This is a genomic window from Mycobacteriales bacterium (genome assembly GCA_035550055.1).
Lineage (GTDB): Bacteria > Actinomycetota > Actinomycetes > JAFAQI01 > JAFAQI01 > DASZTV01.
In genome coordinates this window covers 1-18,043 of sequence record DASZRO010000111.1, presented here as the reverse complement: position 1 = coordinate 18,043, position 18,043 = coordinate 1, and the positions used below count along the sequence as shown (strand labels likewise).

Sequence of the window (18,043 nt, the reverse complement as noted above, 5' to 3'; positions counted from 1 at the left end):
TGATTCGCACGCTTGCGGCGACGTACAAGAAGATGCCGCAGGAGTTCGCCGAGCACCCGGTCGATGCCGTTCACCGGTGCGTGTACATCAACCCGTTCTGGGAGGACGACGTCCGTGAGCTGGCGAAATCCGTCCCCCTCGAGCACATCGTCTACGGCTCGGACTTCCCCCATCCCGAAGGGCTCGCCGACCCGCTGAGCTACGTCGACCATCTCGACGGATTCTCGCCGTCCGAGGTCGCCTCGATCATGGGCGGCACGCTGTCGACGTTGATGAAGGTGTCCTAGTACTTCGACAGGGTTCCCGGCGCCGGTGCGCGGTCGGTCGGGTACCGGCGGACCATGCTCTCTTGGCTGTACGAGGCGACGTGGCGACCGTCTTCGGTGAAGACGTTCGCCCATCCGTGGGCGCGACCGAATCCGGCGAAGTCGCTTCGGTGCGCGAGAAGATGCCAAGCCGCCGCATCGAATGGGGCGTGGAAGGTGAGGGTCTGCGTGATCACGCTTGTCGATATCGACGTGTGTGCCATCGACTGCCCGACGCCCGCGTGCGGACGCATCGCCGTCCCGATCAGGAACCCGTCCGAGGCATAAGCGACCAACGCCTTGCTGCGCTCGGCATCGTGAGGACCACCGTCGAATCGACTCCACACGTTGAGCTCCGCGGGCCCGACGGCCTCGGGGTCGAGCAGGTCGACCCCATCGTCGATCCGCACCATCCATCCTCTGGTGTGTGAGGTCTGCTTGGCACTGCCCGGGCCAAGTGAGGACGGCATCTCCGCCTGATGACGGATCAGATCGTCGTCGGGCTGATGCAGCAAGACCAGCGCGGTGCAGCACAGCCGGTCGCCCTGGCTGATCCTGACAGCGACCGTCCCGAACGAGCGACCGGAATGCTGATGTTCGACCCGCACGTCCAATGCGCGCTGCGGATCGCCGCCACGCGTGAAGACGTTGTGCACCGACTTGACCGACAGCTCGGGCATCGCGAGCCCGGCCGCCGTCGTGAGCTGAGCCAGTAGCTGCCCGCCGTAGACGACGCCGTGTGAGTCGCTGAGGTTCTCCGCGCGGTAGGTACCCGGGCCGGTGGGCTCCAAGGCGAGGATGTCGACGACGTTGTCTTGTGGTGACACGCGTAGTCCCTCCTGATGTCTGACATGACGGGCTACAGCGGGCGTGCGCCGACCTCCGGTCCACCGTGGGCGCGGATCACGGTGGCCGGCTCCCGGGCGCGGAGTGTGTCAATGACGACGGCCGCAACCTCGGCGGAGGTCTGCATGGCGAACCGCACCCAGCCCTCGGCATACCACCGCTCGACCCAGTAGCCGAGCAGGTCAGGATCCATGTGGTCCGAGACACCGGTGTCCCCGGTGGGCCCAACGATCACGTCGCTGACTCGCAGTGCCGGGAACTCGGCTTGCAGTCCCTGACAGAACCGGCTGAGCCCGGCCTTGGAGGCGCCGTACGCGACCAGGCCGGGGTAGCAGCGCTCAGCGGCGTCGGAGGACAAGAACAGCGCTCGACCGCGCTTGCCGTCGTGCGTCAGATGCGGCAGCGCCGCGCGCGTGATCAGAGCCGGTCCGATGAGATTGGTCTCGAGTACCTCAAGCCACGCCTCACGACCCGACACGTCCAACGGAGTGAACGGGCCGATCCCAGCGGCGTAGACGACGGCGTCGAGCCCACCCAGTCGCGCCACGGAGTCGGCCACCGCGCGGTCACAGTCCTGTGGATCGCGGACATCGCAGCAGATGGCCAGCGCGTTGCTGATCTCCTGCACGCGATCTACTCGCCGGGCTGCGGCCGCGACCTTCGCGCCACCCTCAACGAGCTGCGTGGCGATCGCACGGCCGATCCCGCTCGACGCGCCCACCACCAGGACGCGAAGCCCGCGAAGATCGCCATCCTCGAGCGACACCGGGACTCCTCAGGAAATAGAATGTGACTCTCCTTTCACACCATAGAGCGTTTTACTTTCGTTTCGCTCCGGAGGTCGCGCGTGTCCGACGAGCCTGCTCTACGTCCGCTGCCGCAGGTCGGCCCCGACAACGAGTTCTTCTGGCGAGCCGGCGCCGACGGCGTCCTGCGCTTCCAGCGCTGTGGCGACTGTCAGCAGCTGCGGTTCCCGGTCGCCCCGGTGTGTCCGTACTGCCTGTCCTATGTCACGGAGATCGCCGACGTGTCCGGTGCCGCGGTCGTCGTGGCGTGCACCGAGAACCATCAGCAGTGGAGCCCTGCCCTTCCACCGCCGTACGTGATCGCCGTTGTCGCGATCGACGAAGACCCACGGATCCGGCTGACCACCAACATCGTTGGATGCCCATCGACCGATGTCCGTCTCGGACTTCGGGTCGCGGTCCAGTTCGAGCAGGTCGCCGACGTGTGGCTGCCGCTGTTCGCGCCGACGGGCGCGCCCGACCGCGGCTGGGCGGTGCCCGATCCGACTCCCGCTCGACGCCCTGCCCTCGCCTCGCCCGAGCGGTTCGAGAGCCGCGCCGCCATCACCGGCGTCGGCATCTCCAACGTAGGCCGGCGACTGATGAGACCGGCGCTCGAACTCACGGTCGACGCAGCCCGAGCGGCTGTCGAAGACGCCGGCCTCACCCTCGACGAAATCGACGGGCTCGCGACCTATCCGGGCGGCGCCGGATCCGGCGGCTTCAGTGAGGGCGGTGTCACCGCACTCGTCGAGGCGCTACGACTGCAGCCGGCATGGATCAACGGCGGCGCCGAGACGCCGGGACAGATGGGTGCCGTGATCGCGGCGATGCTCGCGGTCGCCGCCGGGCTGTGTCGGCACGTGTTGTGCTTCCGGACGGTGTGGGAGTCCTCCTACAGCGCACTTGCGCGCAGCGGTGCGATGCGATCGGGGCGCGGCGGCGGGCGCGCTTCTGGAATGACCGAGCTCCGTGCGCCCTTTGGCGCCATGTCGGCGGCCAACTGGATTGCCATGGCGGCGAGTCAGCATTTTGCGCGCTATGGGACCACACGCGAACAGCTCGGTGCGATCGCCCTGAACGCCCGCCTGAACGCGGCGCTGAACCCGAGCGCGGTCTACACCGAGCCGCTCACGATGGATGACTATCTGTCAGCTCGCCTGGTGTCGACACCGTTCGGTCTCTACGACTGTGACGTCCCGTGCGACGGCGCCGTCGCCATCGTCGTCTCGGCGCGTGAGGCAGCGCGCGATCTCCGGCAGCCCCCGGTTCTCGTCGACGCGGTTGGGACGCAGATCACCGATCGGCTCTCTTGGGACCAAGGCACGCTCACCCACGAGCCGCAGGTCTTCGGGCCCGCGCAGCATCTGTGGCGGCGATCCTCCTTGCGTCCCGCAGATGTCGACGTCGCGCTGCTTTACGACGGGTTCACCTTCAACTGCCTGAGCTGGATCGAGGCGCTCGGCTTCTGCGAGCTCGGTGAGGGAGGCGCGTTCGTGGAGGGAGGCGCCCGAATCGCGAAGGATGGAGAGCTGCCGTTGAACCCTCACGGAGGTCAGCTCTCAGCCGGGCGCCTGCACGGCTTCGGCTTCATCCATGAGGCCGTACAGCAGCTGCGAGGGCAGGCGGGCGCGCGTCAGGTCTCCGGTGCAGAGGTCGCCGTGGTGACCACGGGCGGTGGAACTCCCGGCGGCTGTGCGCTGTTCACAACAGACCACGAATGAGGCGGATCAACCATGTCTACCTACGACCACGATGGTCTGCGTCTGCACTACGAGACAGTCGGCAGCGGGCCGGGGGTGTTATGCGTTCATGGTGCCAGCGGGTCGGGTGCGTACGACTGGGCGCAGCTTGCCGACGCGTTGTCGGGGACCCATCGAGTGGTAATCCCGGACCTGAGGGGACACGGTAAGAGCGACCACCGCAAGGGCGAGCTGGCGCTCGAGCTGATCGAGGAGGATCTACGTGCGCTGGTCCAGCACGAGGATCTCGGCAATCCCCACCTGATCGGGTTCTCCTTCGGCGCAGAGGTGGCACTGCGCCTCGCGCTGCACCACCCCGACCTGCCCGCGAGCCTCGTGCTGATAAGCCCGGGGCTCGGGACGACGAAGTCGGTGGACGCCGCCAAGGCAGAGGTGCCATCGCGGGACCGGCTCGAACGCGGGTGGCCGCGGGAGCTACGCGATCTGCACACTGAGCGTCACGGGCCTGACCACTGGGTTGAGGTCATGCAGGAGCTGTGGGTGCGCCACGCGGAGCGGGTCTTCATCCCGCTCGAGGACCTTGCGGTGCTGACCTGCCCGATCCTGCTCATCCACGGTTCATCGGACGACCCGCGCCGGATCCGTCAGGCGCAGCTGTTCGTCGGCGCCAACGCGAACGCGCGAATCGTCGAGATTAACGGGGGAGCCCATGCCGTTCACAAGGACCACCCCGACGAAGTCCATCGCGTCGTCGCTGACTTCCTCAGCGAGGTCTCGCCCTGAGGAGGTGACAGACCGTTACTCGCCGGCGTCCGCTGCCAGCCAGCTTCGCACGGCTGTCATGTCGACCTTGCCGGTCGGAAGCAGAGGCAGCGCCTCTGACCGGGTGACCTTGATTTGCCTGGGCACCTTGTAGCCCGACAAGGACTCTCGCGCCAACACCGTGATCTTGTCGGCATCGAGCTGCGTCGCGGCATCTACGATCACGACGGCGGCAACGTCCTCACCGCGTTCGTCGGCTGGAACGCCGAAGACGAAGCACTCCCGGACGCCATCGATAGCGGTCAGCACGGCCTCGACCTCGCCCGGCGCGACGTTCGACCCACCGGACTTGATCGTCGCGGTCTTGCGCCCGGTGAACCTCAGATAGCCCTCGTCGTCGAACGAGCCGAGATCGCCCGTTCGGTACCAGCCGTCTGCGGTGAAAGTCTCGTGCCTCTCCTTTTTGTATATGGAGTCCATGACGAGGGGACCGCGTACGAGCAGCTCGCCGACGCCGATCTCGTTGGGCTCAACAACCTGATGCTCGAAGCCCGGCAGAGTACGTCCGTATGTTCCGCGCAGGTGCTCAGGCAGTGGCAGATACGGATCGTCCGCGGATGTGTGCGGACCGCCGGTCTCGGTCATCCCGAGTGGCATCGGTGCGCGGTCCGCGGACGGCGGGCGGTACATCTCCGGCAAGGCAGCCGTCAGGGTCCCGCCGCGAACGCTGGAGAGATCTCGAAGGGCGAAGCTCGGATGTTTGGTCATCGCGAGCGCCGCGTTGGGCCAGCACGAGATCTGGGTGGCACGTTCGCGCTCGGACAGCTCGAGAGCCTCCTCGGGGTCGAAGCGCTCCTGCACGAGCGCCGCGGCACCGGAGGTGAGCGCCGCGAGCAGGACCATCGTGAGGCCGCCGACCCAGAAAAACGGCATCGGTGAATAGATCCGGTCGGCGCAGGTGAGGCCGCGCCGTCGCGCCAGCAGCGCGGCGTGCCGGATCAGCGACCCATGGGTGTGGACCACCGACTTCGGCGCCGACGTCGACCCCGATGTGCTGATCACCACGAGTGGATCCGCCGGCGCCACTGCACCCTCGGCTGCCGCGACGATGGTGGGCGACACGGGATCCGGCAGCTGTCGTGACCAGATCGGCGCACCGTCCTCGACCCTTGCCCAGCGCAGGTACGGCGCGTCAGGGATCTCGAGGTCCGGGCCCGACTCAGCAAGTGCGGGGAAGGCGAGCTCAAGACGGTCGATGAGCGACTCGCCGCCGAATGTCGACGCCGTCATGATCGCCGCGACATCTGTGTGCCGAACCGTCCGGGCGAGCTCCGGACCAGGGGAGAACGTGGACAACGGCACGGTCAGCGCGCCGATCCTCGTAGCCGCGAGCCAGACAGTCACCCACGACGGGTCGTTGGCGTACAGCAAGCCTAGCCGCGTTCCCTTGCCTACTCCGGCGGCGAGGAGCTGGCCGGCGAGACGCGCGCTGTCGGCGTCGGCCGTGCCGAAGCTCAACCGGAAGTCCTTGCCGATCACGAAGTCGTCGTCGGGCGTGTCGAGCCGCCGCGCGAGGGCGGCCGGGATGGTGGCGGGCAGGTCCGCGAGCTCGTCCGGCAGGCCGTCGGTGGTCAAGGCCCTGGCCTCCTAACGGGCGCTAACCGGGACGTTCGAGTAGCCGGCGACATTCACCATGTTCACTCGCTTCAGGCCGTCGTGGTCAACGCTGTAGTTCGGCCACCGGCGACGGATCTCCATGAACGCGACCCGGCTTTCCAGGCGCGCGAGCCATGCACCGAGGCAACTGTGCGAGCCGTAGCCGAAAGCGAGTGTGGTGAACCCGCCGCCTCTAGCGATGTCGAATACATCGGGTTTGTCGTATGCCCGCGGATCCCGGGTCGCGGCGCCGGTCAGCAAGAGCACGGGCGAGTTCCCGGGGATCGTGCCCGCAGCGAGCTCGATGTCCTCGACCGCGAATCGACCCTGGTACTGCGACGGCGGGTGGAACCGCAGTATCTCCTCGACCGCCGCCGGAATCCGCGACTCGTCCTCAAGCACCTGCCTCCACTGGTCGCGATGCTGGTCGAACAGGACGGCGCCGTTGCCGATCAGCTTCGTCACCGTCTCGCTGCCGGCGGCGCCGATCAGGAGAGAGAAGCTAGCGACCTCGTCGTCTGTGAGGCGGCGCTCAGTCCCGTCGTCATCCACGATCACGGCGTCGATCAGCTTGCTGATGATCAGGTCGTCAGGGTGCTTGCGTTTGGCCTTGATGAGCTCCAGAAAGTATTCGGCGGTCTCGAGGCTGGCGACGATGCCCTCTTCGGTCGGCCCGGGGTTTCCGGGACGTCGGGCTAGGGAGACGTCGATGCGATGACGCACCAGCTGCCGATCTGCTTTCGGCACACCGAGCATCGCGGAGATCACCTCGACCGGGAACAACGCCGCGAAGTCAGCGACGAGGTCGAAGCTGTTGCGACCATCGAGATCATCGACGAAGTCGATCACGGTTTGGGTGACGAGCGGCTCGAGGTTCGCGACGTTGCGTCGTTTGAAGACCTGACTGACCAGCTGTCGTTGCTGGGTGTGCCTCGGCGGATCCATCAGGATCAGCATGTTCAGGTCGACCTGCTGCTTGGCCATCAGCATGTCGAGGGTCACGCCGTATGAGCTGCGCAGCCGGTCGGTGTCACCATGCGCGGCCACCACATCGTGGTACCTCGACAATGCGTAGAACTCGTACTGCTCGTTGAAGTAGAGCGGAGCGTTGTCCCGAAGGTCCGCATAGACCTCGTACGGGTCGTCGAAGAACGTCTCAGAGAACGGGTCGAACTCCAGCAGGTTCTGCGGCAACGTGCTCCCTCAGGCAGGCCTCGCGGCGGCGTAAGTCGCATCCCACTGCATGCTGAGTAGTCCTTGACTGTACTCAGGCAAGAACATTATTCTCCTGCCCTGCGAAGGGGTCAAGCGGGCCCGCTGGCTCCGAAGGAGACGTGGGACCGGTGACGTATCGGCCGCTCGCTGGCGTTCGTGTCATCGAGGTAGCGGCGTGGACGTTCGTTCCGGCCGCCGGCGCCGTGCTTGCCGAGTGGGGCGCGGACGTCATCAAGATCGAGCACCCGCTGCACGGCGATCCGCAGCGCGGGCTGTCCGCCGGGGGGATGGTCTCCACCAAGGGCGTTGACTTCATGATGGAGATCCCCAACCGCGGCAAGCGCAGCGTGGGTCTGGACCTCGCCTCGGACGAGGGTCGGGAGCTTCTCCTTCGCCTCGTCGCGGGGGCAGACGTCTTTCTCACCAACTTCCTTCCGGCCGCCCGGCGGCGGCTCGGTCTCGACGTCGAGGATCTGCGGGCGGTCAATCCGAACCTGATCTACGTCCGGGGAAGCGGCAATGGTGTGCGCGGCCCGGACGCGGAGCGCGGTGGGTATGACGCCACGTCGTTCTGGGCGCGGACCGGGATCGGCGCGGTCGTCAGCCGGGGCGATGAGTACCCGCGCGCACAGCCGATCGCGTTCGGTGACCTTGCCGGCGCGCAGACGATCGCCGGCGGCGTCGCCGCGGCGCTGTTTGCTCGGGCAACGACCGGGGAGCCGTCGGTCGTCGACGTCTCGCTGCTGTCCTACGGGCTGTGGAACATCTCGCCGCACATTGTGCTGGCGAAGATCAATGGGGTCACCGGCGAGCTGCCCCGCCCGGACCGCTCCAAGGTGTCCAATCCGATCGTCAGCGCTTATAAGACAAAGGACGACCGGACCCTGCAGCTCGTCATGCTCGAGTCCGACCGGTACTGGTCGCGGCTGTGCGAGGCGTTCGGCCGCACGGAACTGGTCAGCGACCCGCGGTTCGTCGACGCCAAGTCGCGCTGGGAGAACAGCGCGGCGTGCGTCGCGGAGCTCGATGCCGAGTTCGCAGCGCGCACTCTCGACGAGTGCGTGGGGCTGCTCGAGGACCAAGAAGGCCCGTGGGCGGTGTATCAGCTGCCGATCGAGGTGCACGACGACCCGCAGGTCCACGCCAACGGCATGATCCGCACCGTGACCAGCGCCGGCGGCGCCGACTTCGAGCTCGTATGCAACCCGGTTCAGTTCGACGAGCGACCGCCGACCGCCGACCGTGCTCCCGAGCTCGGCGAACACACCGAGGCGGTGTTTCTCGATCTCGGGCTGACATGGGACGAACTGCTCGCCTTGAAGGACAAAGCGGTCATCACGTGAACCTCGACCTCAGCGCCGAGCAGATGGCGGTGCGGGAGCTCTTCGCCGATCTGTTCGCCAACGAGTCGACGCCGGAGCGGATCCGAGCCGCCGAGCCGCTCGGCTACGACCCCGCGCTATGGGCACAGCTGATCGGCACCGGCGCTCTCGGCATCGCGGTCCCGGAAGGTCTGGGCGGTGCGGGCGCCGGCCTTCTCGAGCTCGTTCTGCTTGCTGAGGAGGCCGGTCGCCGGCTCGCCTCCATTCCGATCGCCGAGGTGCTGGCCTCCGTTCGCCTGCTCGCCGAGTTCGAAGCGCGAGACCTCCTCGAGGAGTCGATGAGCGGCGCCAAGTTGGTGTCGCTCGCCACCGGCACCGCGTCCCTGGCGGATCAAATTCTCGCGGACGGCGCGGTCGCCGACTACGTCATCGCACTCGACGGTGAGCGCCTCGTCGTCCTCGCTCGCCCCGCCGTCGTCAGGCACTTGACGAACGCCGGCTCGCTGCCGATGGCGCGATGGCACGATGCGACCGAGGTCACCGAGCTGGCTGTCGGCTCGCGGGCGCGACAGTCATTCGACGTCGCCTGTGACGAAGTTCGGATCCTGCGATCGGCGCTGCTCGTCGGGCTGTCCTTCGAGGCGATCGAGATCGGTGCGGCGTACGCACGCGTGCGCCGCGCGTTCGGACTGCCGATCGGCGGCTACCAGGCCGTCGCGCATCCACTGGCGGACGCGATCGTTGCCACAGACGGAGCGCAGCTACTGACCTGGAAGGCATGCTGGGCGGCCGCTTCGCGGCATGCGACCGCACCATCGCTGGCATCGATGGCCTTCATCTTCGCCGGGCAGACCGCGTGCTTCGCGGCACAGCACAGTCTTCACATCCACGGTGGCTACGGGTTCATGGCGGAGTACGACATCCAGCTGTACTTCCGGCGATCAAAGGCATGGCAAACCATCTTTGCCGACCCTCAGCTCGAGCTCCACGGCCTCGCCGACCGACGGTTCGGACCCGTGCTCGCCGACATGGCAGGGGACGTGAGTTGATGGACTTCGCCGAGCCCGAGAACTGGTCCGCGATCCGCGCCGAAGCTGAGGCGTTCGTTGCCGAGCATGTCACCGACGACATGATTCGTGAGGAGCTCGCCACGGGGGATGGCGTCAGCCGGCCCCTCCTGCGTGCGCTCGGCCAACGCGGCTGGATCGCGGCGACTTGGCCGGTGGCCGAGGGCGGCGCGGGACTCGACGGCTTCGAGGCCAGCATCATCGCGGCGACCATTCGGCTCGCGGGCGGTCCTACCATCGGTCAAGGCACCACGATGCTTCCTGCGAACGCGATCCGGGCGCTCGCGTCGGAGCCGCTCAAGCAGCGGATTCTTCCGGGCGTTGCCGCGGGCGAGACGCTGATCTGCCTCGGCTACACCGAGCCCGAAGGTGGCTCCGACGTCTTCGCGTGCCGCACCAAGGCAGTCGCCGACGGTGATAGCTGGGTGATCAACGGCCAGAAGATGTTCACCACCTTCGCCCACCTCGCCGACTTCTGCTTCCTGCTGACTAGGACCGATCCTGAGTCGCATGGCCCACGTGGCCTGACCATGTTCTTGGTGCCGATGGACACCCCGGGAATCGAGCGCCAAGCCGTGCGGACGATGGGATACGAGCGAACCAACATCGTCTTCTACAAAGACGTGCGGGTCAGTGACTTCTATCGGGTCGGCGACGTCAACGACGGCCTGCGCGTGATGCGCGTCGCGCTTGAGGCCGAGCAGAACATCGCGCCTGCGTCGAAAACCACGCAGCTGTTCAACACTGCGCTTGCCTGGGCGCAGACCCCAGACCGCTCCGGTCGCCGAATGATCGACTCGCCTGCGGTCCGCGAACGACTGGCCCGGTTCGCGATCGATGCCGAGGTGGCTGAGCTGCTCGGACACCGGGTGGCGTTCATCGAGCAGATCGGCGGCAAGCCTGGACCGCATGCGGCGCTGTTCGGACCGGAGAGCTACGTCGCATGGGCAGCGGCCGTCATCGACATGGTCGGGCCCGCCGCGATGATCGCGTGGTCAGACGACGAAGCCGTGTCGGGCGGATCGTTCGAGTACCACTTTCGAAGCGCTGTCGCCAGCACCATCTACGGCGGCTCGAGCGAGGTTTTGAGGAGCTTGATCGCCGAGCAGCGCCTCGGTCTTCCGCGCAGCCGACCTCGGACAACTCAGGCATGATCCAACCGATGCCAGTGCTGGCGCGATGAAGGGGAGCACACATGGCTGACGGCGTCGTCGTCATCACCGGTGGGGCGGGCGCGATGGGCATTGCCTGCGCGCGCAAGCTCTCCGACGCTGACGCAGTGGTTCTGGTCGACGTCCGCGCAGCCGATCTAGCCGCTGCAGCGCGTGAGTTGAAGGCAACCGGCGCCCCGGTGCACACCCTCGTCTGCGACGTCACCAGACAAGCCGACGTCGATGAGCTGGCCGCGACGATCAGGTCCCTGGGTCCCTTCAGGTCATTGGTGCACACTGCGGGGATCTCTCCAACGATGGCGAGCGGACGCCAGGTCCTCGACGTCGATCTGGTCGGGACCGCGCGAGTCATCGCGGCGCTCGACCCGCTCGTCGGCGTAGGCAGCGCCGCTGTCTGCATCGGATCGATCGCCGGCTACAGCGACGCAGGGTTGGCCGCCGATGCCCTCCTCGACGAGCCGCTGGCGCGGACGTTTCTGGACGACGTCGACCGAGCGCTCGGCGGGGAGATTGACCCGGATACCGGGTACGTCCTGGCGAAGCGTGGCGTCATGCGGCTGTGTGAGCGGCTCTCCCTTGATTGGGGTCGGCGCGGCGGGCGACTGGTGTCGATCTCGCCTGGTCTGATTGATACGCCGATGGGCCGCCATGAGCTCGAGCATCAGGAGATCATGAAGCTGATGATCGACTTCACGCCGGTCAAGCGGGCCGGCGCGGGGGCGCTACCCGGGCAGGCCGCGGACATCGCGAACGCCGCGGCCTTTCTTTGCTCGAGCGCAGCCGGCTTCATCTCAGGTTGCGATCTGCGGGTCGATGGTGGGCTCGTCGGCGCTGGTCGGCATCTAGCGTCGGGGCCGGAGCTTATGCGGGGATGAAGCCTGCCGCGGTGTAGGCATCGCGTAGTGGCTCGCCGAGCTCGTCCGGAAATGCGGTCTGCGGTGGACGGTGGCTGAAGCTGCCGGTCGGAAGACCGAGCAGGGACGCCCCGAACTTGAAACCGGCCCCCCAATGCGTGAACGCATCGGGTCGCGCCGGATGGGCCTGGAACCGTTTGGTGGCCGCTCGTATCGCGAGCAGACCCGACTCCTCCGCGAACTTCGTCGCCAGCTCGAAGTCACCTTCCAGAAGTAGCTGTCGGTGCTCCCGGTACAGCAGCTGGTCTGGCGTCTCATAGAGGTAGAGCGCTGCTCCGAGGGCGCCAGGGTGGGGGATGCCGAGCCGGATCCCGGCCTCGTCCATCGCCTCCCAGACCACCATCTCCGGCGCGAGCCGATGCACAGCCAGGCTGTGCTCCGGGTCAAAGACGCCGTTCTTCAGGCCGCATACCGCGGGTATCGATCGGTAGAGGTCGACACACTCCTCCGGAGTGAGGATCAATCCCGTCGCGGACGAGTTGAAGTAGCCGAGCGCGATGTCCGTCCGGCTCGCGACGTAGCGCAGGTACTCGTAGACGCCGGCCTTGCCGGCGCATTCGAAGTACGGCGTCAGCACGTAGCAGATGTCCGCTCCCAGCTCCTGCGCATAAAGCGTCAGCTCGACACACTGCTTCGCCGTGTCCGTGCTCGACATGACCTGGATCAGCGCCGTCGGCTTGACCTCGCGCGCGGTCTCGATTGCGGCGCGCATCACCGACATCAGCTCCTCGGTGGTCAGCGCCCAGGCCTCCGCGATTCCGCCATTGATCCATAGACCGTCTTGGTCGAGGGTGCCCAGGCAGTGGCGGACCAACGCTCGCAACGCCTCGTAGTCGATGTCATCGCCGTCCCGACCCGAGAACGGGGTGTACAGGGAGCTGCAGTTGCCGCGCAGGTGCTCTTGTGCCCACGACTTGGCCTCGGATGCGAGCGCCACGGCACACCTCCTTCGCGTGCGGAGTGCCGTCGTCTGGACGGATATCACACTTTCATCACAGTAGAACAGCGTTTGCGGACGGGCAACGCACTACACGAAGTCGCTGCCGCCGTCGACGTTGAGATGCGCGCCGGTCATGAAACCGTTCCTGCGCGAGGCGCAGAAGGTGACCACCGCAGCGACCTCGTCTGCCAGGCCCATCCGGCCGAGATCAGCCGACACCCCGTGACTGTCCTTCAACGCGGCAAATGCCGCGGCGGGATCGGTCGCGTCGACGCTGCTGCCCGACAGCGCGCTGCTCACCCAGTCGGACAGGATCGGCCCCGGCGCCACCGCGTTCACCAGGATGCCGTCCGGAGCGAGGCTTCGCGCGAGGTTCTTCGTCAGGCTGAGCAGCGCGCTCTTGGCAGCGGTGTAGCTGACGAGGTACGGCGACTGGTGCTGGATCGACATCGCAGTGATGGTGACGATTCGAGCCCAGTCGGCAGCGCGCAGAAGCGGTAGCGCGGCGCGCACGACGCGCACGGCAGAAAGCGCACCTGTGTCAAGGGCGACACTCCACCGTTCGTCGTCGAGCTCCTCGATCCGCCCAGCGCCCGCCGGGCCGACCGCGAAGATCAGGATGTTCAGCGCAGCCCACTCTCGGGACACCGCTTCGATGGCTTCCGTGATGGCGCTCGTCGAGGTCGCGTCCGCGACAAGCGGGAGAACGGCCGGGCTGCCCGCCTCGGTCGCCAGCTGCGCAGCTGCGTCGACATCGGCCTGCCCTCGCCCGATGATCGCCACCCGGCAGCCTTCGGCCGACAGCGAGCGCACGGTCGCGAGCCCCATGCCGCGGCTTCCCCCCACCACGAGGGCCCTCGCGTCGGTCAGACCCAGGTCCATGGATCTCGCCCGCTCGTCCTAACGCTTCGTGGACCTGATCGGCTGCGCCGCCGGCGAAAGGACCGCGGCCGAGCAGAACGCCCACAGCTCGTCGGTCGTAGTGGTCCGCGTCTCGGCGAATGCTGCTGAGTGCGCGCTGGTGAGGAGCATGTCCTGCAGCAGGCTGACTGCGGCCGTCAATGAGAGGTCGGTCCGCAGGGCGCCTGCCTCGGCGATGTCGGCGAGCAACTCGGTGATGAAGCCATGAAGAGGCTCCAAGGCGTGGGTGAGATCGCGTGGCCTCGTCTCCGCCAGCCGGTAGTAGAAGCCGCTCAATCCACGCGCTACCTGTCGGTCGCGCAGCGTGATCTCGATCAGCCCGTCGATAGCGGCATGTAGCCGGCGAATCGGATCGCCTTGCTTGGTGCTGCGCTCGCGCAACATTGGGACGACCTGCTTCGACATCAGCGTCTCGTAGGCGGCGAGCAGCAGGCTGTCCTTGCCGTCGAAGTAGCTGTAGAAGGTGCGGATCGACATATCGGAACGGTCGACGACGTCTTGGACCGTGAAGTCGCGGCCCTGGTCGCCACCGAGCAGCTCCAGTGCCGCCGCCACGAACCGGTCGCTTCGCGCGTGTGCCCGCTGGCGGGCAGCGGTGAGGGAGCGCTCGATACTGCGCCGCTGCCATGCCGGTACCTGGTCGACCACAGAGGCGGTTGCAGCCGCATCGTTCGACTCGGCCTTGGCTCTGGGCATGCCATGACTCTACTCAGGAAGCCCCGTTCTCCCATCGCTGATACCCCGTTCTACTTTCGTGCCATCCTTCGGTCACAGGGTTGGCCGACCGGCCGTGCGTAACTCGGAGGCTGCAATCACGACTCGAATCCCGCACTGGATCGACGGCAAGACCTTCGACGATCCAACGGCGCCCACCTGTGACGTGTTCAACCCCGCGTCGGGCGAACGCACCGCCGTTCTGCCCCTCGCCGGCTCGGACCTCATTCACACCGCAGTCGCAAGTGCCCAGCACGCCGCGCGGTCGTGGCGGGCGGCCTCCCTGTCCACTCGCGCGAACGTGCTGTTCGCCTTCCGGGAGCTGCTAAGCGGCCATCAGGACGAGCTGGCTGCCGTCGTCACTCGAGAACACGGCAAGGTGACCAACGACGCGCAGGGCGAGGTCGCGCGCGGACTGGAGAACGTCGAGTACGCCACCGGCGTGCCCAGCCTGCTGAAGGGCGGGTTTTCCGAACAAGCCTCCACCGGTGTTGACGTCCACTCGGTGCGTCAGCCGCTCGGCGTCGTTGCCGGCATTACTCCGTTCAACTTCCCCGTCATGGTGCCCCTGTGGATGTGCGCGAACGCCATCGCCACCGGTAACACGTTCATTCTCAAGCCGAGCGAGAAGGATCCCTCCGCCTCACTTCTGCTGGCGGAGCTCTGGCGCGATGCCGGACTGCCTGACGGCGTCTTCACCGTCCTTCACGGCGACCGACACACCGTCGACGCACTCGTCCGGCATCCCGGAATCGCAGCGGTCAGCTTCGTCGGATCCACCCCGACCGCAAGGCACATCTTCGAGAGCGCAACCGCAGCGGGCAAACGGGTGCAGGCACTCGGCGGCGCAAAGAACCACATGGTGGTGCTCCCTGACGCCGACGTCGAGATGGCGGCCGATGCGGCGGTCTCGGCGGCCTATGGATCCGCCGGCGAGCGTTGCATGGCGGTCTCCGTCCTTGTCGCGGTTGGTGACATCGGCGATCGGCTGGTCGATGCCGTCGCCGCCAGACTGCCCAAGCTTCGGATCGGTGACGGTGCCGACGCCGACGTCGATGTGGGGCCGCTGATCAGCGCCGAGCACCGCGAGCGAGTAGCGGGATACGTTGCCGCCGGCATCGACGACGGGGCGGTCGCGGTCGTCGATGGACGTGATGTCGACCTGCCGCCGCGCGGGTTCTTCCTCGGCGCCACTCTGCTCGACCACGTCACTAGCGACATGTCGGTGTACCGCGACGAGATCTTCGGACCGGTTCTGAGCGTCGCGCGGGTCGATACCTACGACGAGGCCATCACGTTGATCAACAGCAATCCGTACGCCAACGGGGTCGCCATCTTTACCCGTGACGGAGGTGCGGCGCGCGCCTTCGCCTACGACGTGGCGGTCGGGATGGTCGGAGTCAACGTGCCTATCCCGGTGCCGGTTGCTTATTACTCCTTTGGTGGTTGGAAGGCATCTCTGTTCGGCGACCAGCACATGTATGGCCCGGAAGGGATCAACTTCTACACCCGGGGCAAAGTCGTGACCACCCGGTGGCCTGACCCGGCCGAGTCAACGGTCGACCTCGGCTTCCCTCGTACCCGGTAGCCCTCTGCGGCCCGAGTGGCGGCGCGTTGCGTTTGCATATGGGTACCTTGCTGTATCCCATCTGGGAAAGTACGGTTCTCCTCATTGAACAGTTCTGGTTCCCGGGTGCCGATGCGCTTCCGAAGGAGTGAGCGTGGACGCCGAGTTCGTGCGTTATGACGTCGCCGAAGGCATTGCCGTGATCACGTTGGACCGACCCGAGACGGCCAACGCCCAGTCGCCGCAGGTGCTGCATGAGCTCGATGCTGCCTGGACTGCGAGCGACGCCGACCGCGACGTCCGGGTCGTGGTGCTCCGTTCTGAGGGAAAGCACTTCTCAGCCGGTCATGACATGACGGGTGGCGGCGACCCGGCGCTCGGCCCACAGCGCGTCGACGGGGCGCTGACGGTCGATACCTACTTCGACTGGGAGGAGCGCGGGTATCTGCACTTCGCCCGGCGATGGAGAGACCTCGTCAAGCCGTCGATCGCGGCGGTTCAGGGCAAGTGCATCGCTGCCGGGTTGATGCTGTGCTGGCCCTGCGACCTCATCGTCGCCGCTGACAACGCGCAGTTCTCCGACCCGGTCGGTCTCATGGGCATGCCTGGCATCGAGTTCTTCGCTCACCCTTGGGAGTTCGGGCCGCGACGCGCCAAGCGGATCCTCTTCACCGCCTCCTCAATCACGGCGGTCGAGGCCCAGCAGTGCGGAATGGTGAATGACGTCGTTCCGCTTGATCAGCTCACCCCTCACACGATGGAGCTGGCCACCAAGATCGCGAGCATGGATCCCTGGGCGGTACGGCTTGCCAAGCGAGCGATCAACAGCGCCGTGGATCAGATGGGATTCTCGAACTCGATCGCCACCAACTTCGATGTCCACCATCTCGGGCACGCGCGAGCGATCGCGCATACCGGTGGCGCGACCTCTGTGATGGCGAACCTTGCGGCGATGAAGGCGCAACAGGCGGATCGCGCTGCGCCCCAAACCGACTGATGGCCGCGCTCACCGTCCCAGGCGGGCTGCCCGACGACGTGCCGGAATGGAAGCGCCAGACGGTCGACCGCTCGCTGCAGAAAGCCCGATTGCGCGCGCAGCAGCGACTCCAAGGGTTCGTGGACGCGGCGATCGAGCTGATGACCGAACAGGCCGGTACCGACTTCACGGTGCAGGAGATCGTCGACCGCTCGCGGATGTCGACCCGGTCCTTCTACAGCTTCTTCGAGAGCAAGGAGAACCTCCTCGTCGCGGTCTACGAAACGGTCGTCGCCTCGCAGGTCGTTCCCCGCCTTCGCGCGCTTTGCGCGGCGCAAAGCGATCCGCTCGATGCGGTTCGCGCCTACGTGTACGGGCTGCAGGAGATGACTGCATCGAACCGACCGGCCGCGCGTGCTCTCACCACGTTCTCGCTACGGCTGGCCGAGACACGTCCGGAGAGTCTGGAGCGGGCGGTTCGACCCCAGATCGAGCTGCTGACCGAGCTGCTCGAGGTGGCGGCGGCAGCGGAGCGAACGGACAGTCCACTCGGCGCGGCCCAAAACGCCCGCCTGATCCACAACTGCGTCATCGCTGCCGTCCACGCCCAGATCCTCACGCCGAATCTCGGCGACAGCGTCACCGCCGAAGAGCTGTGGATCTTCTGCGCGCAGCCTCTGCGGGTCACCGAGACGCGTGAGGTGAGTGCGAGTGTCTGACGGGCGAAAGGCGACGGCCGCCCTCCTCGGGCTGAGCGTCGTTCTCATCGCAGCGTGCGGAGCGAGGGTTCCCCCTGCGGGAGTGGCGGACGGGCTTGGTAGCCAAGCGGCAGCGACGAGTCCTGGCGTCACACCCACACTGGGGGCCTCGACCAGTCCAGGCTTGGGAACCGCACCTGGGGTCGTGACCCAGTCGCCGGTGACCGGTGTCGTTGCGTCGAGCAGCGCGGGGGGACCGCGGCCCTCTACTGAGACGACGAAGCCAGCCGTGTCCAGCCCGGCCTCGTTCAGTCTCACCCCGCAGTCTGAGGCCGCTGCCTGTCCCAGCGCGGCAGGGAACACTGCATCGGACAAGGGCGTCACTGCGACATCGATCACGTTCGGCAACGTCAGCGGACTCACCGGACCGCTTCCCGGTACGGACAACCCGGGTCCGGAAGCGGTGCAGGCGCTGTTCAG

The 18,043-nt window shown here is 66.8% G+C and carries 18 protein-coding genes; 11 read left to right on the top strand and 7 right to left on the bottom strand.

Annotated features, from left to right (window positions below):
* The coding region (locus tag VG899_16265) for an amidohydrolase (GenBank protein ID HWA67919.1) at window positions 1-287 on the top strand (287 nt) is incomplete at its 5' end.
* Here the strand turns inward: VG899_16265 and VG899_16260 are convergent.
* Window positions 284-1,132: an acyl-CoA thioesterase domain-containing protein gene (locus tag VG899_16260; protein ID HWA67918.1), complete on the bottom strand. Its 849-nt coding sequence runs from the start codon at window positions 1,130-1,132 to the stop codon at window positions 284-286. The genes VG899_16265 and VG899_16260 overlap by 4 nt on opposite strands.
* A 32-nt stretch (window positions 1,133-1,164) precedes the next feature.
* Window positions 1,165-1,917 (bottom strand): SDR family oxidoreductase, encoded by a 753-nt coding sequence (locus VG899_16255; protein HWA67917.1) that lies wholly within the window; start codon window positions 1,915-1,917, stop codon window positions 1,165-1,167.
* An 81-nt stretch (window positions 1,918-1,998) separates the two neighbouring features.
* On the opposite strand from VG899_16255, the gene VG899_16250 reads away from it, so the two are divergent.
* Both VG899_16250 and VG899_16245 read left to right on the top strand, forming a co-directional pair.
* The gene (locus tag VG899_16250; protein HWA67916.1) at window positions 1,999-3,660 is read left to right on the top strand and encodes an OB-fold domain-containing protein; all 1,662 of its coding nucleotides are present in this window, start codon (window positions 1,999-2,001) and stop codon (window positions 3,658-3,660) included.
* Between the two features lie 12 nt (window positions 3,661-3,672).
* Complete coding sequence (locus VG899_16245) at window positions 3,673-4,422, top strand: alpha/beta hydrolase (GenBank protein ID HWA67915.1); 750 nt, start codon at window positions 3,673-3,675, stop codon at window positions 4,420-4,422.
* Window positions 4,423-4,437: 15 nt separating this feature from the next.
* Here the strand turns inward: VG899_16245 and VG899_16240 are convergent, their stop codons facing one another.
* Entirely contained in the window at window positions 4,438-6,036 is a 1,599-nt protein-coding gene (locus tag VG899_16240; protein HWA67914.1) for a class I adenylate-forming enzyme family protein, read from the bottom strand.
* 12 nt (window positions 6,037-6,048) lie between these two features.
* A complete protein-coding gene (locus VG899_16235) occupies window positions 6,049-7,251 on the bottom strand; it encodes a cytochrome P450 (protein HWA67913.1) in 1,203 nt (400 codons plus the stop codon).
* 149 nt (window positions 7,252-7,400) lie between these two features.
* Between VG899_16235 and VG899_16230 the strand changes: the two genes are divergently transcribed.
* From VG899_16230 to VG899_16215, 4 genes are read left to right on the top strand one after another with little or no spacing between them, the layout of a single operon-like run.
* Window positions 7,401-8,615, top strand: a complete 1,215-nt coding sequence (locus VG899_16230; GenBank protein ID HWA67912.1) for a CoA transferase — start codon at window positions 7,401-7,403, stop codon at window positions 8,613-8,615.
* A complete protein-coding gene (locus VG899_16225) occupies window positions 8,612-9,643 on the top strand; it encodes an acyl-CoA dehydrogenase family protein (GenBank protein HWA67911.1) in 1,032 nt (343 codons plus the stop codon). The genes VG899_16230 and VG899_16225 overlap by 4 nt, the downstream gene beginning before the upstream one ends.
* A complete protein-coding gene (locus tag VG899_16220; protein ID HWA67910.1) occupies window positions 9,643-10,815 on the top strand; it encodes an acyl-CoA dehydrogenase family protein in 1,173 nt (390 codons plus the stop codon). Before VG899_16225 ends, VG899_16220 begins: the two co-directional genes overlap by 1 nt.
* Before the next feature lie 41 nt (window positions 10,816-10,856).
* A complete protein-coding gene (locus VG899_16215; GenBank protein ID HWA67909.1) occupies window positions 10,857-11,708 on the top strand; it encodes an SDR family oxidoreductase in 852 nt (283 codons plus the stop codon).
* Here the strand turns inward: VG899_16215 and VG899_16210 are convergent.
* From VG899_16210 to VG899_16200, 3 genes are all read right to left on the bottom strand, one after another.
* Window positions 11,695-12,684, bottom strand: coding sequence for a dihydrodipicolinate synthase family protein (locus tag VG899_16210; protein ID HWA67908.1), 990 nt, complete (start codon window positions 12,682-12,684; stop codon window positions 11,695-11,697). The two genes, VG899_16215 and VG899_16210, sit on opposite strands and share 14 nt — an antisense overlap.
* A 90-nt stretch (window positions 12,685-12,774) precedes the next feature.
* Window positions 12,775-13,569, bottom strand: a complete 795-nt coding sequence (locus VG899_16205) for an SDR family oxidoreductase (protein ID HWA67907.1) — start codon at window positions 13,567-13,569, stop codon at window positions 12,775-12,777.
* Between the two features lie 18 nt (window positions 13,570-13,587).
* On the bottom strand, window positions 13,588-14,304 hold the full coding sequence (locus VG899_16200; GenBank protein HWA67906.1) for a TetR/AcrR family transcriptional regulator: 717 nt from the start codon (window positions 14,302-14,304) through the stop codon (window positions 13,588-13,590).
* Between the two features lie 115 nt (window positions 14,305-14,419).
* Here VG899_16200 and VG899_16195 point away from each other — a divergent pair, with 115 nt between their 5' ends.
* The 4 genes from VG899_16195 to VG899_16180 form a co-directional block, all read left to right on the top strand.
* Window positions 14,420-15,910 carry a CoA-acylating methylmalonate-semialdehyde dehydrogenase gene (locus tag VG899_16195; GenBank protein ID HWA67905.1) on the top strand — a complete coding sequence of 497 codons (1,491 nt, stop codon included), beginning with the start codon at window positions 14,420-14,422 and terminating at the stop codon, window positions 15,908-15,910.
* A 133-nt stretch (window positions 15,911-16,043) separates the two neighbouring features.
* Window positions 16,044-16,886, top strand: coding sequence for an enoyl-CoA hydratase (locus tag VG899_16190; GenBank protein ID HWA67904.1), 843 nt, complete (start codon window positions 16,044-16,046; stop codon window positions 16,884-16,886).
* Complete coding sequence (locus VG899_16185) at window positions 16,886-17,584, top strand: TetR/AcrR family transcriptional regulator (GenBank protein ID HWA67903.1); 699 nt, start codon at window positions 16,886-16,888, stop codon at window positions 17,582-17,584. The genes VG899_16190 and VG899_16185 overlap by 1 nt, the downstream gene beginning before the upstream one ends.
* 268 nt (window positions 17,585-17,852) lie before the next feature.
* The coding region (locus VG899_16180) for a hypothetical protein (GenBank protein ID HWA67902.1) at window positions 17,853-18,043 on the top strand (191 nt) is incomplete at its 3' end.